The 18,775-nt window shown below is 63.0% G+C and carries 15 protein-coding genes, 1 tRNA gene and 1 pseudogene; 5 read left to right on the top strand and 12 right to left on the bottom strand.

The genetic code is table 11. From position 1 onward, the window contains the following. Window positions 1-1,881: 1,881 nt before the first annotated feature. Window positions 1,882-2,610, top strand: a complete 729-nt coding sequence (locus BRA1253DRAFT_RS37475; RefSeq protein WP_035994696.1) for a site-specific integrase — start codon at window positions 1,882-1,884, stop codon at window positions 2,608-2,610. A gap of 73 nt (window positions 2,611-2,683) precedes the next feature. Here the strand turns inward: BRA1253DRAFT_RS37475 and BRA1253DRAFT_RS37470 are convergent. Further along, a tRNA-Trp gene (locus BRA1253DRAFT_RS37470) sits at window positions 2,684-2,759 on the bottom strand. A 150-nt stretch (window positions 2,760-2,909) separates the two neighbouring features. On the opposite strand from BRA1253DRAFT_RS37470, the pseudogene BRA1253DRAFT_RS37465 reads away from it, so the two are divergent. Continuing rightward, a pseudogene (locus tag BRA1253DRAFT_RS37465) lies at window positions 2,910-4,161 on the top strand (serine hydrolase domain-containing protein). Between the two features lie 164 nt (window positions 4,162-4,325). On the opposite strand, the gene BRA1253DRAFT_RS37460 reads toward BRA1253DRAFT_RS37465, so the two are convergent. After that, entirely contained in the window at window positions 4,326-5,093 is a 768-nt protein-coding gene (locus BRA1253DRAFT_RS37460) for an SDR family NAD(P)-dependent oxidoreductase (protein ID WP_007602936.1), read from the bottom strand. A gap of 75 nt (window positions 5,094-5,168) precedes the next feature. Further along, window positions 5,169-5,867 carry a histidine phosphatase family protein gene (locus BRA1253DRAFT_RS37455; RefSeq protein ID WP_007602935.1) on the bottom strand — a complete coding sequence of 233 codons (699 nt, stop codon included), beginning with the start codon at window positions 5,865-5,867 and terminating at the stop codon, window positions 5,169-5,171. A 134-nt stretch (window positions 5,868-6,001) separates the two neighbouring features. Between BRA1253DRAFT_RS37455 and BRA1253DRAFT_RS37450 the strand changes: the two genes are divergently transcribed. Together BRA1253DRAFT_RS37450 and argE are read left to right on the top strand one after the other, a co-directional pair. Next, on the top strand, window positions 6,002-6,787 hold the full coding sequence (locus BRA1253DRAFT_RS37450; RefSeq protein WP_007602934.1) for an SDR family NAD(P)-dependent oxidoreductase: 786 nt from the start codon (window positions 6,002-6,004) through the stop codon (window positions 6,785-6,787). Window positions 6,788-7,164: 377 nt separating this feature from the next. Next, a complete protein-coding gene (gene argE / locus BRA1253DRAFT_RS37445; RefSeq protein WP_007602933.1) occupies window positions 7,165-8,337 on the top strand; it encodes an acetylornithine deacetylase in 1,173 nt (390 codons plus the stop codon). Window positions 8,338-8,477: 140 nt separating this feature from the next. Here the strand turns inward: argE and BRA1253DRAFT_RS37440 are convergent, their stop codons facing one another. The 3 genes from BRA1253DRAFT_RS37440 to BRA1253DRAFT_RS37430 all read right to left on the bottom strand — a co-directional run bounded on the left by BRA1253DRAFT_RS37440 (window position 8,478) and on the right by BRA1253DRAFT_RS37430 (window position 11,623). Continuing rightward, window positions 8,478-9,104, bottom strand: coding sequence for a LysE family translocator (locus BRA1253DRAFT_RS37440; RefSeq protein WP_007602932.1), 627 nt, complete (start codon window positions 9,102-9,104; stop codon window positions 8,478-8,480). A gap of 92 nt (window positions 9,105-9,196) precedes the next feature. Next, a complete protein-coding gene (locus tag BRA1253DRAFT_RS37435) occupies window positions 9,197-10,255 on the bottom strand; it encodes a phosphotransferase family protein (protein ID WP_007602931.1) in 1,059 nt (352 codons plus the stop codon). 132 nt (window positions 10,256-10,387) lie between these two features. Next, window positions 10,388-11,623 carry an acyl-CoA dehydrogenase family protein gene (locus BRA1253DRAFT_RS37430; protein ID WP_007602930.1) on the bottom strand — a complete coding sequence of 412 codons (1,236 nt, stop codon included), beginning with the start codon at window positions 11,621-11,623 and terminating at the stop codon, window positions 10,388-10,390. A 223-nt stretch (window positions 11,624-11,846) separates the two neighbouring features. Here BRA1253DRAFT_RS37430 and BRA1253DRAFT_RS37425 point away from each other — a divergent pair, with 223 nt between their 5' ends. Continuing rightward, a complete protein-coding gene (locus BRA1253DRAFT_RS37425; protein WP_007602929.1) occupies window positions 11,847-12,509 on the top strand; it encodes a TetR/AcrR family transcriptional regulator in 663 nt (220 codons plus the stop codon). A 175-nt stretch (window positions 12,510-12,684) separates the two neighbouring features. On the opposite strand, the gene BRA1253DRAFT_RS37420 is transcribed toward BRA1253DRAFT_RS37425, so the two are convergent. From BRA1253DRAFT_RS37420 to BRA1253DRAFT_RS37395, 6 genes are all read right to left on the bottom strand, one after another. Beyond that, the gene (locus BRA1253DRAFT_RS37420; protein ID WP_007602926.1) at window positions 12,685-13,089 is read right to left on the bottom strand and encodes a RidA family protein; all 405 of its coding nucleotides are present in this window, start codon (window positions 13,087-13,089) and stop codon (window positions 12,685-12,687) included. Window positions 13,090-13,185: 96 nt separating this feature from the next. After that, window positions 13,186-13,401, bottom strand: coding sequence for a hypothetical protein (locus BRA1253DRAFT_RS37415; RefSeq protein ID WP_007602925.1), 216 nt, complete (start codon window positions 13,399-13,401; stop codon window positions 13,186-13,188). A 190-nt stretch (window positions 13,402-13,591) separates the two neighbouring features. After that, the gene (locus BRA1253DRAFT_RS37410; protein WP_007602924.1) at window positions 13,592-14,821 is read right to left on the bottom strand and encodes a CaiB/BaiF CoA-transferase family protein; all 1,230 of its coding nucleotides are present in this window, start codon (window positions 14,819-14,821) and stop codon (window positions 13,592-13,594) included. Window positions 14,822-14,991: 170 nt separating this feature from the next. Beyond that, window positions 14,992-16,197, bottom strand: coding sequence for an MFS transporter (locus tag BRA1253DRAFT_RS37405; RefSeq protein WP_035994692.1), 1,206 nt, complete (start codon window positions 16,195-16,197; stop codon window positions 14,992-14,994). A 114-nt stretch (window positions 16,198-16,311) separates the two neighbouring features. Next, window positions 16,312-17,160: a 3-keto-5-aminohexanoate cleavage protein gene (locus BRA1253DRAFT_RS37400; RefSeq protein WP_007602922.1), complete on the bottom strand. Its 849-nt coding sequence runs from the start codon at window positions 17,158-17,160 to the stop codon at window positions 16,312-16,314. 122 nt (window positions 17,161-17,282) lie between these two features. Next, the gene (locus BRA1253DRAFT_RS37395) at window positions 17,283-18,674 is read right to left on the bottom strand and encodes an MFS transporter (RefSeq protein WP_007602916.1); all 1,392 of its coding nucleotides are present in this window, start codon (window positions 18,672-18,674) and stop codon (window positions 17,283-17,285) included. Window positions 18,675-18,775 lie beyond the last annotated feature (101 nt).

Raw genomic sequence — 18,775 nt, 5'->3', positions numbered from 1 at the left:
TCGCCGGCGGACCAGCCGGTGTGATATCTCTCGTCATGGCGTTGCTCTCCTTTGTGGAATCAGCACCCCGAGCCTACCGGCTCAAGGCGGGCAACGCCGACCTCTTCAGAAATTCAACAGGACCCGGGACATCCACCGGGTTCGATTGTTAATGCGTTACAGCCCTTTGTTATGCTTGCTCCTGACTGCCTGCTCTTCAATTTGGGCCGATACGTCGGGGCCCGTGCCAGAGTTACAGCCGGTGCAAGCACCCAACCAAGAAACGATAGAAAAGGGCGTTCAGATTGCCGCCAAAGCAGCAAAGCTAGCTATGCCGCTTGAGGTCTCAGCCCTACGGAAGGCTGACCACGGGCCAGGAGATTACTTTGTCTGCCTGCGAGAGGCGAACCCGTTGCCCGACAAGCCACGCCCAACGTATTCCGTGTTCTTCGATGAGGGTTACAAGGACTTGCGATTGTCCGTCATTCTGGAAAACTGCGAGCAACAGCAGTATTCGAGCGCGAACTTGGGCGAGTTTAAATTGCACTACCCAGGAAGATAGAGCGCAACGAATAGCGCTAGGCCGGCAAGTAGGGACGTTCCTGTTTAGCTGAAGTCGAGTTGAACGATGGCTTACTTAGTGTGGCTTCGCGGTTTGCGCGGTCCGACTGCTGAGATCTGGCGAGACCACAGCGAAATTTACCGCAAACGATCAGAGGATCGAGCCCTCGCAGTCCGCGAGCTCACTGATACTGAGGCACACAAGCCTCTTAATCGCTTGGCCAGGAAATATCCGCTCGACCAGCCAGTCGATTGACGCAAATTGGCGTTGATCTGACCATGCCGCCAACTGAGGCGGCTTCTGGGTGTTCCGCTTATAAATACACGCGGTGGGAACAAACGAAGGTTTATTATTATCACGATCTGTTCTCGCCCGGAGAACAGCGGGGCCGCCAGGTGAACCGGCCGGCCACTTACGCTGGCATTTTAGCTAGCGAGAAGCTTTCACACGCGCAGCATCTAGATCGGCCTTTATCTGCGGCATTGCCGCACCAGCGGGTTCTCTACTTGGCGGCGGCTCGTTGAGGTCTCGCGCCCATGGTGCCCCAGCGCGAATAGCTGACGGCGAGTTGGAATCAGTTGAATGCGCGCAAGCTGAGATGAGGAGACCGCAGAGGGTCAACGAACCTGCCCACATAAGGACATGGATGCACATTGACTCATCCAACCGATTGCCGAAGAATCGATCCTCACATTATAGCACTAGTTCGCCCTGGGAGAGAGGCCCGCCAGCGAACCGGCGGGCCGTACGGCTTACTGCGGAGGCTTCTTCGTCGCGGTTGGCGGTTTCGCTGTGCCGCTCTTCGGGGTACCATAATTCGCTGTGGTACGAGAGCCATAGCCCCCAGGCTTACCATCCATTTTGTTAGCCGATGCCGGCGATGTCATGAACCCGGCGGCGATCACGGCGCCTCCGAATGCAAGAATTACGAACAGGGCAAAAGCTCTCATAATCGACATTTGCTGCTCCCAATATACGTTGTTCAAAATTCGCCACGCGAAATGCGCGTAGCTCGAGCAACGTATTCCAGAGCAAATGGATCGGCGAGTCTTTCCTGTAGGCATCCGAACGAACCGGCCGCCTCCAACGAGAGACAAGGGCGTTGCCCCGGCACAGGTAGCAAGTGAGTGCGGCGCTAACTCATTCCGAACAGAAAAACCCGCCGGCTCCGGTAGCCGACGGGTTCTCAATGCCCATGCGTACCGCGGTACTCGTCACCAATCCGCGATGGTACATCGTAAAGCGGTACCCATTGACGTCAGGTTACCGCTTCAACCGCCGACGGTGCGTCATCAGCCGCTGCCGGTCTCGCTTTCGGTGGATCCTGCGCCGGCGCTTCATTGTGCCCCCCGCTTTCCGTACTTCGCAATCTCACGAAGCGACAAGCGAACGGTCTGGAGGAGATCCTCAAATCGCTGGTGAGCGGCTTCAAGCCGTCGGCGACGATGTATGTCCCGATCGCGGTCGACGCCTCTACGGGTGTCCGGCGCAACGAATTGCTCGCCTTTCGTTGGACGGACTTTGACGCCCAGGCGAAGACGCTCAGGGTCGAGCGTGCGCTGGAGGTGACCAAGAAGTTCGGGGTTCGGTATAAGGTGCCCAAGACATGGCGGGGCAAGCGCACGATCGCCCTGGACGATGGAACGGCCGCGCTGCTTACGGCGGAGCGGGAGAAGCACCAGCGCGTGTTGGCGGGCATCCCTGACGGCGCCGTCGTCGACCTGAGCCTCGTCCGGCTGCCGGATGACGCTCTGATCTTCCCGGGTGCGCCGGGCCCCGGCGAGAGCTTCGACTTCGCCAAGCCACGGGATCCAAGTGCGTTCTCGAAGTCGTTTCGCCGCGGTGCAGACGCGCTCGGCTTCGTCGGGTTCGAGTTTCACCACCTGCGCGGCACACACGCTACCTTGCTCCTGGACAAGGGCATGCCGGTGCACACCGTGGCCGAGCGCATCGGCGACGATCCGGCGGTCCTCCTCAGGAACTATGCGAAGCGCAAGCGCAAGCAGACGGCCGACACCTCGGTCGCGACAGTCATCAACGCCATCTCTGCCGGAATTCTTGGGTCCTAAGCCGCTTGGGTCCAGCTTGGGTCCAGTTCAGCGTCTGTTCGAGGCAAACAACCGCTTAAGCCATTGAAATATCTGGCAGGAGTGGCAGGGCTCGAACCTGCGACCCCCGGTTTTGGAGACCGGTGCTCTACCAATTGAGCTACACTCCTACGGACCCTGCGTTGCCGCCCGGATCAGGCCGCTTTGAAGCACAGGGGGCGGCCGGATTGCAAGGGTGAAGCGCGCTGGCCTCGCTTGTTTGTGCCGCGCCTTCTGGGCCACAGTCCGCTCCGAACAATAATAAGTAACTGGGAGTGCCCATGACTGCCCAAGCCTTTGCGACCGCCCAAGCGTCCCCGACAGCCGCCCACCGCCCCTCGACCTCGCCGAAGACCCCGCCTCTGCCGGAATCCCGCCCTGAGACGCTGGGGCTGTCGCGCACCCGCCTCCAGGCCATGTCGGACGCCTTCAAGCGCGAGATCGACAATGGAACCGTGCCGGGCGTCACCGTGCTGGTGGCACGGCACGGCCAGGTCGGCTGGTTCGAGGCGCTCGGCCGGCAGAGCCCGACGGGCTCGGGGCCGATGGCGCATGATTCGATCTTCCGCATATTCTCGATGACCAAGCCGATCGTGTCGGTCGGCATCATGACGCTGGTCGAGGACGGCCACCTGATTCTTGCCGACCCCGTCGCGAAATTCATTCCGGAGTTCGCCGATCAAAAGGTCGGCGTGGTCAGCGGCGGCAAGCTGGAACTGGTTCCGCCGAAACGCCCGATGTCGGTGCAGGATCTTCTCCGCCACACCTCTGGCCTGACCTACGAGCACCAGGGCGACGGCCCCGTGCACAAGATCTACCAGGAGTCGCGGGTGCGCAGCCGCAAGATCACCAATGCCGAGCACGCCACCCTGGTGGCGAGCTTCCCGCTGGTCTGCCATCCCGGCGACGAGTTCAACTACATGCTCCACCGACATCCTCGGTCGCATCATCGAAATCGTCAGCGGCAAGTCGCTCGGCACCTACCTCTCCGAGCGCATTCTCGCGCCCTTGCAGATGGCCGAGACCGGTTTTGCGACAGCGGAGGCCAATGTCGGCCGGCTCGCCGAGCCGTTCGCGGCCGATCCCTGGACCGGCGACAAGGTCGCGCTGTTCAACATGCTCGAGCAGCCAATCATGGAGTCCGGCGGCGGCGGCCTCGTCTCCACCACCATGGACTATGCCCGTTTCGCGCTGATGCTGCGCAATGGTGGCACGCTCGACGGCAACAGGATCATCGGCCGCAAGACGCTGGAGCTGATGGCCTCCGATCATCTCGGGCCTCACGTCGTGACCAACGGCACTCTGCTGTCGCCCGGCCACGGCTTCGGCCTCGGCTTCGCGGTGCGCCGCGAAGCCGGCATCGCGCCCTTCCCCGGCAGCGTCGGCCAGTTTTTCTGGAGCGGAATTGCGGGGACGTTCTTCTGGATCGATCCGAAGGAGGATCTGTTCGTCGTGTTCATGAGCCAAGGCCCGGGACAGCGCGATTTTACGCGGACGCTGGTGCGGTATCTGGTGTACGCGGCGGTGGATTGAGGGCTTCGCCTGATCGCAGCGTCGCACCTCCACACTCTCTGTCATGCCCCGCGAAGGCGGGGCATCCGGTACTCCGTGTCGGATGTGGTGAGAGCGAGCTCTCCAACGCAGGCCGCGGAGTGCTGGATCGCCCGCCTTCGCGCGCGATGACACCTACTGGGGCCTCAGCTGATCGTCGCGCCGCCGTCGATCACCATGGTCTGGCCGGTCATGAAGTCGCCGGCCTTCGAGCCCAGGAACACCGCAGCGCCCGCGATCTCGTCGGGGATGCCGATGCGCAGCAGCGGCGAACGCGCGGTCGAGGCTTTCAGATTCTCCGGATTGTCCCACAACGCTTTCGCGAAATCGGTCTTGATCAAGCCGGGCGCGATGCAGTTCACGCGGATGTTGTGCGGGCCGTATTCGCAAGCCAAATTGCGCGCGAGCTGCATGTCGGCGGCTTTCGAGATCGCGTAGGCGCCGAGGATGGTCGAGCCTTTCAGGCCGCCGATCGAGGAGACGATGATGATCGAGCCATCTTTCCGCTCGATCATCTGCGGCACCACCATCGAGATCAGCCAGTTGTTGGCGACGATGTTGTTGTCCAGAATCTTCCTGAACTGATCGTCGGAGATGCCGGCGAGCGGGCCGTAATACGGGTTCGACGCGGCGTTGCAGACCAGCACGTCGATCTTGCCGAAGGCGCGGTTGCTCTCGTCGATGAGGTTTTGCAGGTTTTCCTTCGACGAGATGTTGGCGGCGATCGCCACTCCCGTGCCCTTGCCGAACTTGTCGTTGATGCCCTTCGCGACCTGGTCGCAGACGTCAGCCTTGCGCGAGGAGATCACCACCTTGGCGCCGTGCTCGGCCATACGCTCGGCGATCGCAAGCCCGATGCCGCGCGTCGAGCCGGTGATGACGGCGACTTTCCCCTTCATGTCGAACAAGGTCATGTTTCTCTCCCAGATTGATCTTCATGTTCATTGTCATTCCGGGGCGGCGAAGCCGAACCCGGAATGACTGCTCAGTCAGGCGAGCTTCTTGACTTCCGGTCCCGCGGGTTGATGCATCGCTGCGTGCGCGTCGTCCGCGATCCACGGCTGCTGGTTCACCATCGGCAGCCGCCAGACACTGCGTTCAGGGCTTGCGAAATAGTCGAGCCGCGTCACCGAGCAATTGTCGATATCGAATGCGAGTCCCCGCTCGGGCTGATTGTCGAGCGCCAGCCCCAACGCCGCCTTGATGGTGCCGCCATGTGCGACGGCGATCACGTCCTGCCCGGCTGCCTCGAGATTGATCCGATCGATGACGCGGCGGGCCCGGTTGTAGAGATCCATGAAGCTCTCACCGCCGGGCGCGGGCTCGTTGATGTCGGCAAACCAGCTCGATCCAACGGGACGGCTGGCGATGAACTCGGCGCGATTCATGCCCTGCCATCGCCCGAGATTTTGTTCGGCGAGGTCCGCTTCCCATGTCATCGCCGCAGGCCTCGGGAAGCCGGCCGCCCAGATGGCTTCGGCGGTCTGATGCGTGCGCATCAGATTGCTCGAATACCAGACCGCCTTGCGTGGCAGCACCTTGGCAACAGCATTGAAGACGTAGGTATCGCTGGTGTCGCAGGCGAGATCAGACTGACCGTAGATGTTGCCGCCGTCATTGCGCACGGGCGCGTGACGGACCCACCACCAGCGTGTCGTCACCACTTTGGGCTTGTCTGCACCTGCCATCGAAACCCTTCCATCCCGTTTGATGTCGCTGTACGTCAGTAGCGAACGTGTCTCAAGACACTTTACCGTTTGAAATCTTGTTTGAAATTCTGTCGCGCGGCAAGCGTCGCGTGCGAACCAAAGGGAGAAACCGCATGGGCCGTCTGCAAGGCAAATCCGTCATCATCACCGGTGCCGGCAGCGGCATCGGCCGCGCGGCCGCGCTGCTGTTCACCAGAGAAGGCGCCAAGCTGATCGCGGTCGATCGCACCGAGGCGGTGAAGGAGACCGTCGACGAGGTGAAGATGGCCGGCGGTGTCGCGGAAGCGATGATCGCGGATGCAGGTTCCGAACAGGACGTCATGGCCGTGATCGACAAGGCGGTGAAGACGCACGGCCGGCTCGACGTGATCTGGGCCAATGCCGGCGTCTCCGGCGGACTCGTCCCGCTCGGCGAGCAGACCGTCGAGCAATGGCAGGAGGTCTTGCGCATCAATCTGATCGGGCCGTTTCTCGCGGTGAAGCATGCGATGCCGCATATGGTAAAGCAGCAGTCCGGCGCGATCGTGCTGACCGCGTCCGTCGCGGGCCTCAAGGCCGGCGCCAGCGGACATCCCTATGCCGCGAGCAAGGCCGGCGTCATCTCCCTGGTGCAGACCACCGCCTATTCGCTCACCGGCACCGGTGTGCGCATCAACGCGGTGTGCCCCGGACTGATCGAGACCGGCATGACCAAGCCGATCTTCGATCGCGCCAAGGAGCGCGGCACCGCCGACAAAATCGGCCAGCTCAATCCGCTCAAGCGTCCCGGCCAGCCGCACGAGCTCGCCGCGATGGGATTGTTTCTGGCCAGCGACGAGGCGTCGTATGTCAATGGCCAGGCCTTCCCGGTGGACGGCGGACTGACGGCGTCGATGCCCTATACGGGAAAGCCGGTTTAGTTCACGCGCTCTCGCGTCGCGGACGCGCCGCAACGTTCTTGGCGTTGCGCAGCGTCCGCGGCACGAGACAGGAGTTTTGTCGCGCAACTGCTTCAGCACCGTCATTGCGAGCGCAGCGGCGCAGCGAAGCAATCCAGAGTCTTTCCGCGGCCGCCCAGCGTTGACCGACAATTAGGGAGTTTTGCCCGACGGGCAATACAACGTCTCGTAGCCCGGATGAGCGAAGCGACATCCGGGATTCCGACCACGAGCTGTCGCGGGTATCGCTTCGCTCACCCGGGCTACGGGACCGACATGTTGATTTGCTCACAGGAGCACGACGTTGGTATGGTTCGTGCAAGCATCTCAGCTTCCATCCCCCTGACAAGAACGTGAAAATGCCGAGCTCAAGACCCGACCGTATTCGCAAGCTGCTCGCCGACCTCGTCGGCTTCGACACGATCAGCGATCGCTCCAACCTGCCCCTGATCGCGCATATTGAAAGCTATCTCGCCGCGCATGGCGTCAAGGGTGAGCGCATCGTCGACGAGACCGGACAGAAAGCCTCGCTATGGGTCACCATTGGACCCGAGGACCGCCCCGGCCTGGTGCTGTCGGGCCATACCGACGTGGTGCCCGTGATCGGCCAGGACTGGAGCCACGATCCGTTCAAGCTGGTCGAGCGCGACGGCAGGCTCTATGGCCGCGGCACCACCGACATGAAGGGATTCGTCGCGGTGTGCCTTGCCATGGTGCCCGAGATGCTGGAGGCAAAGCTTGCGACGCCGATTCATCTCGCCATTTCCTATGACGAGGAGATCGGCTGCGTCGGCGTGCGGCCGATGCTGCGCGAGGTCGCAAAAAAACGGATCAAACCGCTCGGCGCCTTCATCGGCGAGCCGACCGAGATGAAGGTCATCATCGGCCACAAGGGCAAGCACGGCGTGCGCGCGACCTTCAAGGGCCTCGCCCGCCACTCCTCGATCGCGCCTGAGGGCGTGAATGCGATTGAATATGCGGCCGAGCTGATCGTCGAAATCCGCCGCCGCGCGCTGCAACTCGCAAGCACGAAAGCAACGAACAGCCTCTACGACGTTCCGCACTCGACGCTGCTCACCAGCATCGTCCATGGCGGCGCCGCGCTGAACATCGTGCCGGATAGCTGCACGGTGGATTTTGAATGCCGCGGCATCGGCATCGCCGAGTCGCGGGAGGTCACGGATGCGATCGTCGCCTGGGCCAAGGCGGAGATAGAGCCGGCGATGAAAAAGCAGAATCCGGAGTGCGGCATCGATTTCGAGGAGATCCTCGACTACCCCGCGCTCGACACGGCGGCCGATGCGACCATCGTCACGCTGGCCAAGAGCCTTGCGGGGCGCAACGACCACGCCAAGGTCGCGTTCGGCACGGAGGCAAGCCTGTTCGCCAGCATGGCCGATATCCCGTCCGTCGTGATCGGTCCCGGTTCGATCGCACAGGCTCATACACCGGACGAGTTCGTGGAAATCGCGGAGCTGGAGAAATGCGCAGGCTTCGTGGAGAAGCTGATCGCGCATTGCGCGAAGGGGTAAAGCTTCTCCTCGTCATTGCGAGCGAAGCGAAGCAATCCAGAATGGTTCCGCGGGGGCAGTCTGGATTTGCTTCGTCGCAAGAGCTCCTCGCAATGACGGGAGTATGTGGGGCAGCGCGTATCCCACGTGAGCGGTGCGCCTCATCGCTCCTGCAACGCCAGCCGCACGCCAATCGCGCAGTAGATGGTCCCGACCACCTTGCCCTGCCACTTAACCACGGCTGGATGGCGGCGTAGCAAATTGCCGAGGCGGCCGGCGCCGACGGCGAACACCACCGTGCTGACGAGGCCAAGCAACACGAACACAGCGCCGAGCAGCGCTAGCTGCAGCGTCGTCGAACCATGTTCGGGACGAACGAACTGTGGCAGGAACGCAAGGAAGAACAACGCGGTCTTCGGATTGAGCACCTCGGTCAGCACGGCCTGCCGGAATGCCCGCGCCGCGCTAATCGCGGGCGCGCCGCCATTCACCTCGAGCGGCGTCTTGTCGAGCATGGCGCGAATGCCGAGGTAGATCAGAAAGCCTGCGCCCGCGTATTTGACGACGCTGAACAGGAGCGCTGACGTTGCGAAGATCGCAGAGAGGCCGACGATTGCCATGGTGGTGTGGACCACGTCACCGGCCGCAATTCCCGCGCCCGTCGCGATGCCGACCCTGGTGCCCGAGCTCGCGGCACGCGCCATGGTGAGGAGTGTCGCCGGTCCGGGAATGAAGACGAAGCCGAGGACGATGAGGATGTAGGTGATGAGGGTGGCGTGATCAATCATGCGGGCAGCTCTCTCGTCATTCTGTCCCGTGTCCCGGACACGAGAGGAACGCAAGCAAAGGCGCGGCCATCAGCCGCGCCCCTTCGGATTCCTTAAACTGCGCCCGCCTTCTGCGCGTATTCCCATGACGACTTCGACAGCGGCACGGTGCGCTTGGCTGACTCCAGCGCCTTGGCGTTCGCGGCGGTGCCGTCGCGGACCCGGCCGGCGATTCCTTGCGTGATGCCGGCGAGGCGGAACAGGTTGTAAGCAAAATACCAGTTGAGATCAGGCACCGTCATCTTGGTGACGTTGCAATAGATCTGCGCGGCCTCATCCACGCTCGGAATGTTGAGCGCCTTGAGGTCGGCGCCGTCCAGGCCGGGCATGACCCACTGCATCAGCAGATAGGTGAAGTCGGCCATGGGATCGCCGAGGGTCGACAATTCCCAATCGAGCACGGCCTGCACGCGCGGTTCCGTCGCATGGAAAATCATGTTGTCGAGGCGATAGTCGCCGTGGACGATGGAGACACGGGCCTGCTCCGGCACGGTCTTCGGCAACCATTCGGCGACCTTCTCGAACTCCGGGATGGTCTGGGTCTCGGACGCGCGATACTGCTTGGTCCAGCGATCGATCTGGCGCGCGAAATAATTGCCGGGCTTGCCGAAGTCGCCAAGACCGATTGCGACGGGATCGAACATATGGAGCTTGGCCAGCGTCTCGATCTTGCTGGCAAAGATTTTTCGACGATCTTCCGGCGTCTGGCTCGGCAGCGTCGGATCCCAGAACACCCGGCCGTCTTCCATCGACATGATGTAGAAGGCCGAACCGATGATGCTGTCGTCCTGGCACAGCGCATAGGCCTTCGCGACCGGAAAGCCCTGCTTTCCCAGCGCCGCGATCACCCGATATTCGCGATCGACCGCATGCGCCGACGGCAACAATTTGCCGAACGGTTTTCTGCGCATCACATAGGAGCGGTTCGGCGTGTCGAGCCGGTAGGTCGGGTTGGACTGGCCACCCCTAAACTGGAGGACGACCAGCGGTCCCTCATAGCCTTCGACGTTGTCGCGCATCCAGGCTTCGAGCCGCATCTCGTCGATACGATGACGCTCCTCGACGGGCTTGGTACCCGAGAATTCTTCGTCTTTCCTGACGCCGTCAGCCACGATGACGCTCCCTCTTCAGTCCGGACATGATCCTAATCGGTAACCCCCAGCGCACTTGCGTCAAGCGGTCATCCGATCACGGATCATGCCCTGTCGTTTCTTCAAATCGGGAGCGCCAGCATGCTCTCCCGCTTAATGACTGGAAGAGTTTGCATACTTCCGAACCTCGAGCCTGGCAATGGCGCGATTGTGCACCTCGTCCGGGCCGTCGGCGAGACGGAGCGTGCGGATGTGGGCGTAGTCCTTGGCAAGGCCGGCTTCGTCCGAGACGCCTGCACCGCCAAAGGCCTGGATCGCCTCGTCGATGATCTTCAGCGCCATGTTGGGGGCTGCGACCTTGATCATGGCGATCTCGGCCTGCGCGGTCTTGTTGCCGACCTTGTCCATCATGTCGGCGGCCTTGAGGCACAACAGCCGCGTCATCTCGATATTGGTGCGGGCCTCGCCGATGCGCTGCTCCCACACCGAATGGTCGACGATCCGCTTGCCGAAAGCGGTGCGCGAGGTGAGCCGCTTCACCATCTTCTCCAGCGCCTCCTCGGCCTTGCCGATGGTGCGCATGCAGTGATGGATGCGGCCGGGACCGAGGCGGCCCTGTGCGATCTCGAAGCCGCGGCCCTCGCCGAGCAGGATGTTCTCCTTCGGCACCCGCACGTTCTCGAGCAGCACCTGGGCGTGGCCATGCGGCGCGTCGTCGAAGCCGAACACGGGCAGCATCTTCTCGACCTTGATGCCGGGGGTGTCGAGCGGAACCAGAATTTGCGACTGCTGCTGGTGCTTGGCCGCCTTGAAATCGGTCTTGCCCATCAGGATCGCGATCTTGCAGCGGGGATCGCCGACGCCGGACGACCACCATTTGCGGCCGTTGATGACGTAGTGGTCGCCGTCGCGCGCGATGCTGGTCTCGATGTTGGTGGCGTCAGACGAGGCCACGGCCGGCTCCGTCATCAGGAAGGCGGAGCGGATTTCGCCGTCCATCAGCGGACGCAGCCATTTGCGCTTCTGCTCCTTGGAGCCGTAGCGCATGAACACTTCCATGTTGCCGGTGTCGGGCGCGGAACAGTTGAAGACTTCCGAAGCCCAGGAGATGTGGCCCATCTGCTCCGAGAGCAGCGCGTATTCAAGATTGGTCAGTCCCGCGCCGCGGAATTCGTCGTCCTCATGCTCGTTCGGCGGCATGAACATGTTCCAGAGGCCTTCGGCCTTCGCCTTCTTCTTGAGATCCTCGAGAACCGGGATCACCTTCCAGCGTTCGCCCGTGCGATCCTGCTCATCATAGACCGGCACCGCCGGGCGCACGTGCTTGGTCATAAAAGACCGCACGCGGTCGAGCCATTCCTTCTGCTTCGGCGACAGATCGAAATCCATGGGACGCTCCTCGTCTTTGCCAACTTGTTTTGGCGAACTTGTTTTGCGCCGGACTGTCCACCCGCATTGTGCGACCCGCAAGTGCGAATGCGCGGCTTGCGGATGCTCCGGAACCCACTCGCGCATTTGCGAACGAGTCCCGATTGCGGATTGACTTTGCCCGCCTTCAAACGATAGTTTCATACAACTGTTTGAATTGCAACTCCCTCCCCGAGGGGCTCCCATGGCCAGCGATCATACCCGGACTGCCATCCTCGCCGCCGCCGAACGGCTCTATGCCGACCGCGGGTTCGGCGACGTGACGCTGCGCGACATCGTCGCGGAGGCCAACGTCAACCTCGCGGCGGTGAATTATCATTTCGGCTCGAAGGACGAGTTGATCGCGGAGCTGTTCGTGACACGCTCGATCGCCACCAACCGCGAGCGCCTGCGCGAATTGAAGGCGGCGGAAGAACAAGGCGGCGGCCGCGCGCCGATCGAGGTGATCCTGCATGCCCTGGTCGGCCCGACGCTGCGCGGCTGCCTTGGCCCCGAGAACCAGCGCTCGACCGCGGCGCGCTTCATGATCCGCGCCTCGATCGAATCCGTGCCGCCGATCCGCCGCATCAAGAACCGCGAGATCGACCATTTGCGCAAGTTCGCCGGCGCGATGCGAAGGTCCCTGCCCGACCGCAGCGACATCGATATCTACTGGGGTCTGAATTTCGCGCTCGCCATGGCGCACCACACCATCCGCGAGGGCGAGCGGCTAACGAAATTATCGGAAGGCAAATGCGATCTCGACGACGTCGAGGACGTGGTCGCGCGCGTGGTCAGCGTGGCGACGATGGCGCTGACGGCGGGACGGACAGAGGCGAAGGCGCCGCCAAAGGTGGCGGCGCGCTAGCACAACTCGTTGCCGCACTAACGGTGCGCTCCCTCGCCCCGTTCTTACGGGGAGAGGGTTGGGGTGAGGGGCCTCTCTCCGCGCATGAGATCGTCGAGGGACCTGCACCCCCTCACCCGGATCGCTGACGCGATCCGACCTCTCCCCGCGAGCGGGGCGAGGTAAGTAAGCGCGGTCACATCATCGCGATGCAGTCGATCTCGACGTCGAAGGGGCCGAACCATTCCGGCGTGCAGACGAAGATCCGCGCCGGCGGATCGCGCGGGAAATAGCGCGCATAGACGGCGTTGAACGCGGCGAAGTGTTTGGTCGAGGTGCAGTAGACGTTGCACTTCATGACATTGTCGAGGCTCGCGCCCGCCGTCTGAAGGCACAGCTTCATCTGCTCCATGATCAGTTCGCTCTGCCGCTCGATCGGCACGTCCGCGATCTCGCCCGTCTCGGGGTCGAATGGCGGCAGGCCGGCGACGAAGATCATGTTGCCGGCGCGCGTGACCGGCGAGACCGGGGCTTTCCAGCGGTCGAGGAACGTCGAGATCGGGTCGACGCGGAGCGCTTCGCGTTTAATTTCGAGATTCATGGGCGGTCACCTTCGGTGCAAGCGAGATGACGGCTTGCTACATCATCATGCAGCCGTCATGCTTCGCTTCTGATCGAAGTTTGCCCGCCGAGCCGCCTAGGCGTGCTGCGGCATCTCCTCGGCCTCTTCCTTGGCGAGCAGCAGCAGCATCTCGATGCCCATGTCGCCTTCCTGCGGCGAGCGGATGAACTTTATTTCGTCGGCGCTTTGCCGCAATGCGGCAACGATCGCGACGGCTTGGTTGGCCGTTGCCGCCTCGGTCGCCAGAATTGCCTTCTGGTTCTTGGCCTGAAACCCGATCGTGTAGGACATGCGTTCCCTCCCGGACTGAGTGGACCGATCGAATCTGAGTCGCGCGCCAAGCGGAAGCCTGTGTGAGTACGGACCGGGATTATCTAGGGATTGCGCGCAAGGCTCGCACAAGGCCGCAGGCGCGTCATGCTGACGTCACTTTTTTATCCAATGGCGATCAGGCCAAACTGCGAGGGCCGCTTCGCCGAAGCTAGATAATGCCCTGCTGCTTCAGTGCCTCGATCTTGCCGGCATCGTAGCCGAGCTTGCCGGCGAGCACCTCCTGGGTGTGCTCACCCAGCAGCGGCGGGGCGCGGTAATCCTTGATCGGGGTTTCCGAGAGCGTCAGGGCGTTGCGGATCAGCGAGAGATCGGGCTGGAAGGGATGGTCGACCTTCACCCGCATGCCGCGCGACTGGACGTGCGGATCCGAAAACACCTGCTCGAAATTGTTGATCGGGCCCGAGGGCACGCCGGCCTCCTCCAGCTTCTCCAGCCAGTAGGCGACCGGCTGCTTCAGGAACAGGCCGGCGAAGATCGCCATGATCTCCTTGCCGTGAACGACACGGTCGTTGTTCTTGAGGAAGCGCTTGTCGTTGGCGAGCTCGGGCTCGCCGAGCACGGCGCAGGTGCGCTGGAACTGGCCGTCATTGCCGACCACCAGCATCAGCTCGCCGTCGGTGCAGCGGAACACGCCGGCCGGCATGCCGCCATTGCCCCAGGTACCGCGGCGCGGCGGCGTCTTGCCGTTGACGAGGTAGATCTGCAGCCAGTGCGACAACGATGCGATGACGGTGTCGAACAGGCAGACGTCGATATGCTGTCCCACGCCGTCATTGGCGTCGCGATGATAGAGCGCCGAGAGAATCCCGATCGAGGTGTTCATGCCGGTCATGTAGTCGACGATCGAGGGGCCGACCTTCATCGGGCCCTCGCCGGGCTCGCCGTCGATATGGCCGGTGACGCTCATCAGGCCGCCCATCGCCTGCAGGATGGCGTCGTAGCCGGCGCGCGGCGCATAGGGGCCGGTCTGGCCGAAGCCGGTCACCGAGCAATAGATAATGCCGGGATTGATCGCCTTGATGGTCTCGTAGTCGAGGCCGTAGCGCTTGAGATCGCCGACCTTGTAGTTCTCCATGAAGACGTCGACGTCCTTGGCGAGCTCACGGATGATCGCCTGCCCCTCGGGCTTGGCGATGTTGACCGTGACCGACTTCTTGTTGCGGTTGGCGCAGAGGTAAAACGAGTTGTTGTTGTTGGCTCCGCCATCAGGGTCGGTCAGATAGGGCGGGCCGAAGGCGCGCGCGTCGTCGCCGGTGCCCGGCCGCTCGATCTTGATCACCTCCGCGCCCAAATCGCCCAGCATCTGGGCCGACAAAGGCCCGGCAAGCACGCGGGTGAGGTCAAGGATCTTGATGCCTGAGAGCGGCAGGGCCGACATGTCGAATTCCTCCGGGAACTGGATCTTGGCGCGGCCGCGAGATCGCGGGCCGCGCTCCCTGCGGATACACCATTTTGGCGGCCCGAGCACTGCACTGTGGGCATACGGCCATCCGCCCGCCCGCCCGGCGCAGGTCATCCGCCCGGTGAATTTCCGCCGCGCGAATATTCTCAGGTCACGGCCGCTGCGGCCACCTGCGGCCGTCGGCGGCCGAGCAGGACCAGGATCAGCACCGTGGCGCAGGAGCAGACCAAGGTGAGACCGAGCGCGCCGCGGCTGCCGAACTGGGTGAGCAGGCCGACAAGGAGCGGCGGCGAGACCGCGGAGGCGAGATTGAGCGGCAGCGCGATCATCGACATCGCCTTGGCGAATTCGGTCTGATCGTAGAACACGAGCGGGATCGTCGCCCGCGCCACCGCCATTGCACCGCTGCCGGCGCCATAGAGCAGGATGAAGGCCGCAACCGCCCAAGTCGCGCCCTCGCTCGTCATCAGCAGCAGCATGGCGACCGGGAGCGCCGTACCGGCAACGAGCCCCGTCGTGATTCCATCCCATCGCCCTCCGCCGAGAAAATCGAGCCCGCGGGCGCTGACCTGGATCACGCCCAGCATCGAGCCGAACGCAAGCGCCTGCGCCGGGGGAAGCCCCTCCGCCCGGAGCAACTCGATCATGATGGCGCCGATGCCGAAATTGACGAAGGCGTTCAGTGTGATCGCGGCGGCGACGAGGCTGAAGGTGCTCCTGGGAATCGCAGGCGGCGGCGAGGATTTCACCGGCTCACCGCCATGATCACCGGCGATTTTCCGGCGCGGTGCAAAGAATGCATAGAGCGGAAGGTTGATGACGATCATCATCACCGCGTAGACGAGGCACGTGCCGCGCCAGCCGAGCAGACCGCTGAGGAACGACGTCGTCGGCCAGAAGATGCTGCTCGACAGGCCCGTCACCAGCATGAGCGCGCCGATCGCGTTCTTGGCCTGCCGCCCGGCGACCTCGTTCAGCATGATATAGGCACCGGTCGAAAGCGTGGCGCTGCCGGCGATGCCAAGGACGATCCAGGCCGCGAAATACAGCATCGGCTCGCGCGCGAGGGACAGCAGGATGAAGCCCGGCACGGTGAGGACCGTACCTGAGATCATCACCTTTCGTGCGCCGTGCCGCGCAAACGACTTGGCGAGCCAGGGCGCGCATAGCCCCATCGACACATAAAGAACGGACGTCCCGGCGAACACCGCCGGCAGGCTCATGCCGAGATCGGCCGCGAGATCGCGTCCGACAATGGCGGGAAGGCCGATCGTCCCCCACCCGACAAGCTGGGAGACCGCGAGCACCAGCAGGACCCGCATGAGCCTGCTGTCAGATTTCAGAAACCGCATTCCAATTGTCGCCTGCCCGGCAGGCGCAGATCACGCCTGTGACGGCAGTCTTACCCGGAGACTCAGCGCACGGAAACGCCGGCCGACGAATGGCAGCAGGCGGCCGGGAGCATGTCAGGAGGCGGCAGGAGCTCCCTGCCCCGCGAGCCCGAGCAGGGATCGCGCCTCGGCCGCAGTCGCCACGCGCCTGCCGTGGCGCGCGACAGCCTCACCGGCGATGGCCACGAGCTCCGCGTTGCTGGCCGCAAGGCGTGCCTTGTCGATCCTGATATTGTCCTCGAGTCCGGTGCGAACCGCATCGGCGCCCCGCGCGAGCGCCCAGCCCATGACCTCGGCCTGGTGGCGTCCGATCCCGGCTGCCGTCCACGTCGCCTTCGGGATCAGCCGCCTGAGTTCTCCCAGCAGGATGTCGAGGACATGCTCGTCCGCGGGCATGGCGTTCTTGACGCCCATGACGAACTGCACGTGCGGACTGGAATCGATCAACCCCGCCTCGATCAGGCGGCGGGCGCCATGCAGATGCGACAAATCGAAGATCTCGATTTCCGGCCGGATGCCATTCGCCTTCATCCCGGTGGCGAGAGTCTCGACCAGCGCGGCACTGTTCTCGTAGACGATGGTCGGAAAGTTCACCGATCCCGTGGACAGCGAGGCCATGTCCGGCTTCAGGTAGAGCGACGATCCGCGCGCCGAGGGATCGCGGCCCCGCCCGCCGGTCGAGAACTGAACGATCATCCCAGGACAGTGCTTTTTGATCCCCGCCTGCACCAGGGCGAAACGCTCGGGATCGGAGGACGGCGTCTCGTCATCGTTGCGAACATGGATATGGGCGAGCGTGGCACCGGCTTCGAACGCCTGGTGCGTCGACTCGATCTGCTCGGACGGCAGGATCGGGACGGCGGGATTGTCCTTCTTGCGCGGAACGGAGCCGGTGATTGCGACGGCAATGACAGCAGGGTTCATCTTGCAACCTCATATTGATTGCGCTCACGCGCACAAATTCGGATCGGCAGCCTGACTATGCAGTGAGGCCCTGCCGCCGCGAACATCATCGATCGCGGCGGCAGTTGCCTCTATCATACGCGTCAGGTCCGAACCGTGGCAGCCCCGCTCACCGCATCGCCGGCGCGCTGACGGTCATAATCTGCCCGCGGCATCGGAACCGCATTGGGATTGCCGAGATCGTCGATCCTGATCCGATAGGTTTCCCGCGCGGTCAGGGCCGCCAGCGCGGCGATGATCGTGATAGCGAAGGCAATCGCCCCCACCGTCAACGGAATGTTGGTCGAGCCGGGAGGCGCGACGGTCGCAAACAGGGCGGGAAGCAATGCAGTGATTGTCGTGCCGATGTTCTGCGAGATCGCCATGGCCGACACGCGGGTGCGGGTCGGAAACAGTTCGGGGTAGAAGCTCGGGAAAATCGCGTTGTAGCCCTGATAGACGACGCCCCACATCAGCAGCGACACCAATATTGCGAGCGGCACATTCCTGATGCTGATGGCATAGAGATAACAAAAGGCGAGCAAACCGGAGAGAAGCGCGCCTACGATGATCGGAGGCTTGCGGCCGACCTTGTCGGAGAGATTGCCGACGAAGGGAATGACGAACACGGCCAGCATGTTTCCGAGGACCGGGATCCAAAGATAGACGTCCTTGGCAAAACCGATCCCGTAGGCCGGCTGCACCGCATAGGCCGCGCCGAAGATGGTCGCAACGACAGGAATGACATTCATCAGCGCCATGCAGATGACCCTGAGCATGTCGCGCCAGCTCAGCTTGATGGCCTGGACGATGGGCACGCGCGGAGCTTCTCCCCGCTCGCCCTCGCGGGCAAAAGCAGGGGTCTCGTCGACTTCACGACGAATGATGTAGCCCGCGACGATGACGAAGAAGCTGAGCAGAAAGGGAATCCGCCAGCCCCAGCTGTTGAAGGCCTCGGTCGGCATATAGGCCGCCAACGGCAGGAAGATTGCTGCGGCGAGGATCTGTCCAGCCTGCACCCCCTGGAGGGCGAAGCTGGCATAGAAGCCCCGCCGACCGAACGGCGCGTGCTCCAAGATCATCGAGCTTGCGCCTGAGATTTCGCCGGCAACGGCAAATCCCTGCACGAGGCGCAGAATGACGAGCAGAATTGGCGCCAGGATGCCAACCTGCTGGTAGGTCGGCAAGATACCCACGGCCATCGTCGAGATGCCCATCAGGAACATGCAGATGATGAGAACCGTCTTGCGGCCATGGGTGTCGCCCCAATGTCCGAGCACGAAGGCGCCAATCGGCCGAGCCACGTACCCGACGCCATAGGTCGCCAGCGAGGCGACGATCGCGACAGTCGGATTCTCCGACGGGAAGAAGATTTGCGGGAAGATCAGCGACGCGGCGGTCGCGTAGATGAAGAAGTCATAATATTCGAGAGCCGACCCGATCCAGCCGCTGGCAGCGGCTTTCCTGGACTGACTCATCTGATGGATCGCGGTCATCTCAAGATTCCTCCCTTGGGTTTTTACTGACGTCCCGTTGACGGGCTTCGCTCAAAATTGGGCAGCACTCTCCGGCCGCTCTGCGGAGTTTCGCGAGCGCT

Source organism: Bradyrhizobium sp. WSM1253 (assembly GCF_000244935.1).
Taxonomy (GTDB): domain Bacteria; phylum Pseudomonadota; class Alphaproteobacteria; order Rhizobiales; family Xanthobacteraceae; genus Bradyrhizobium; species Bradyrhizobium canariense.
Note: the sequence above shows the minus strand (reverse complement) of the source record. Positions and strands in the feature narration are given on the sequence as shown.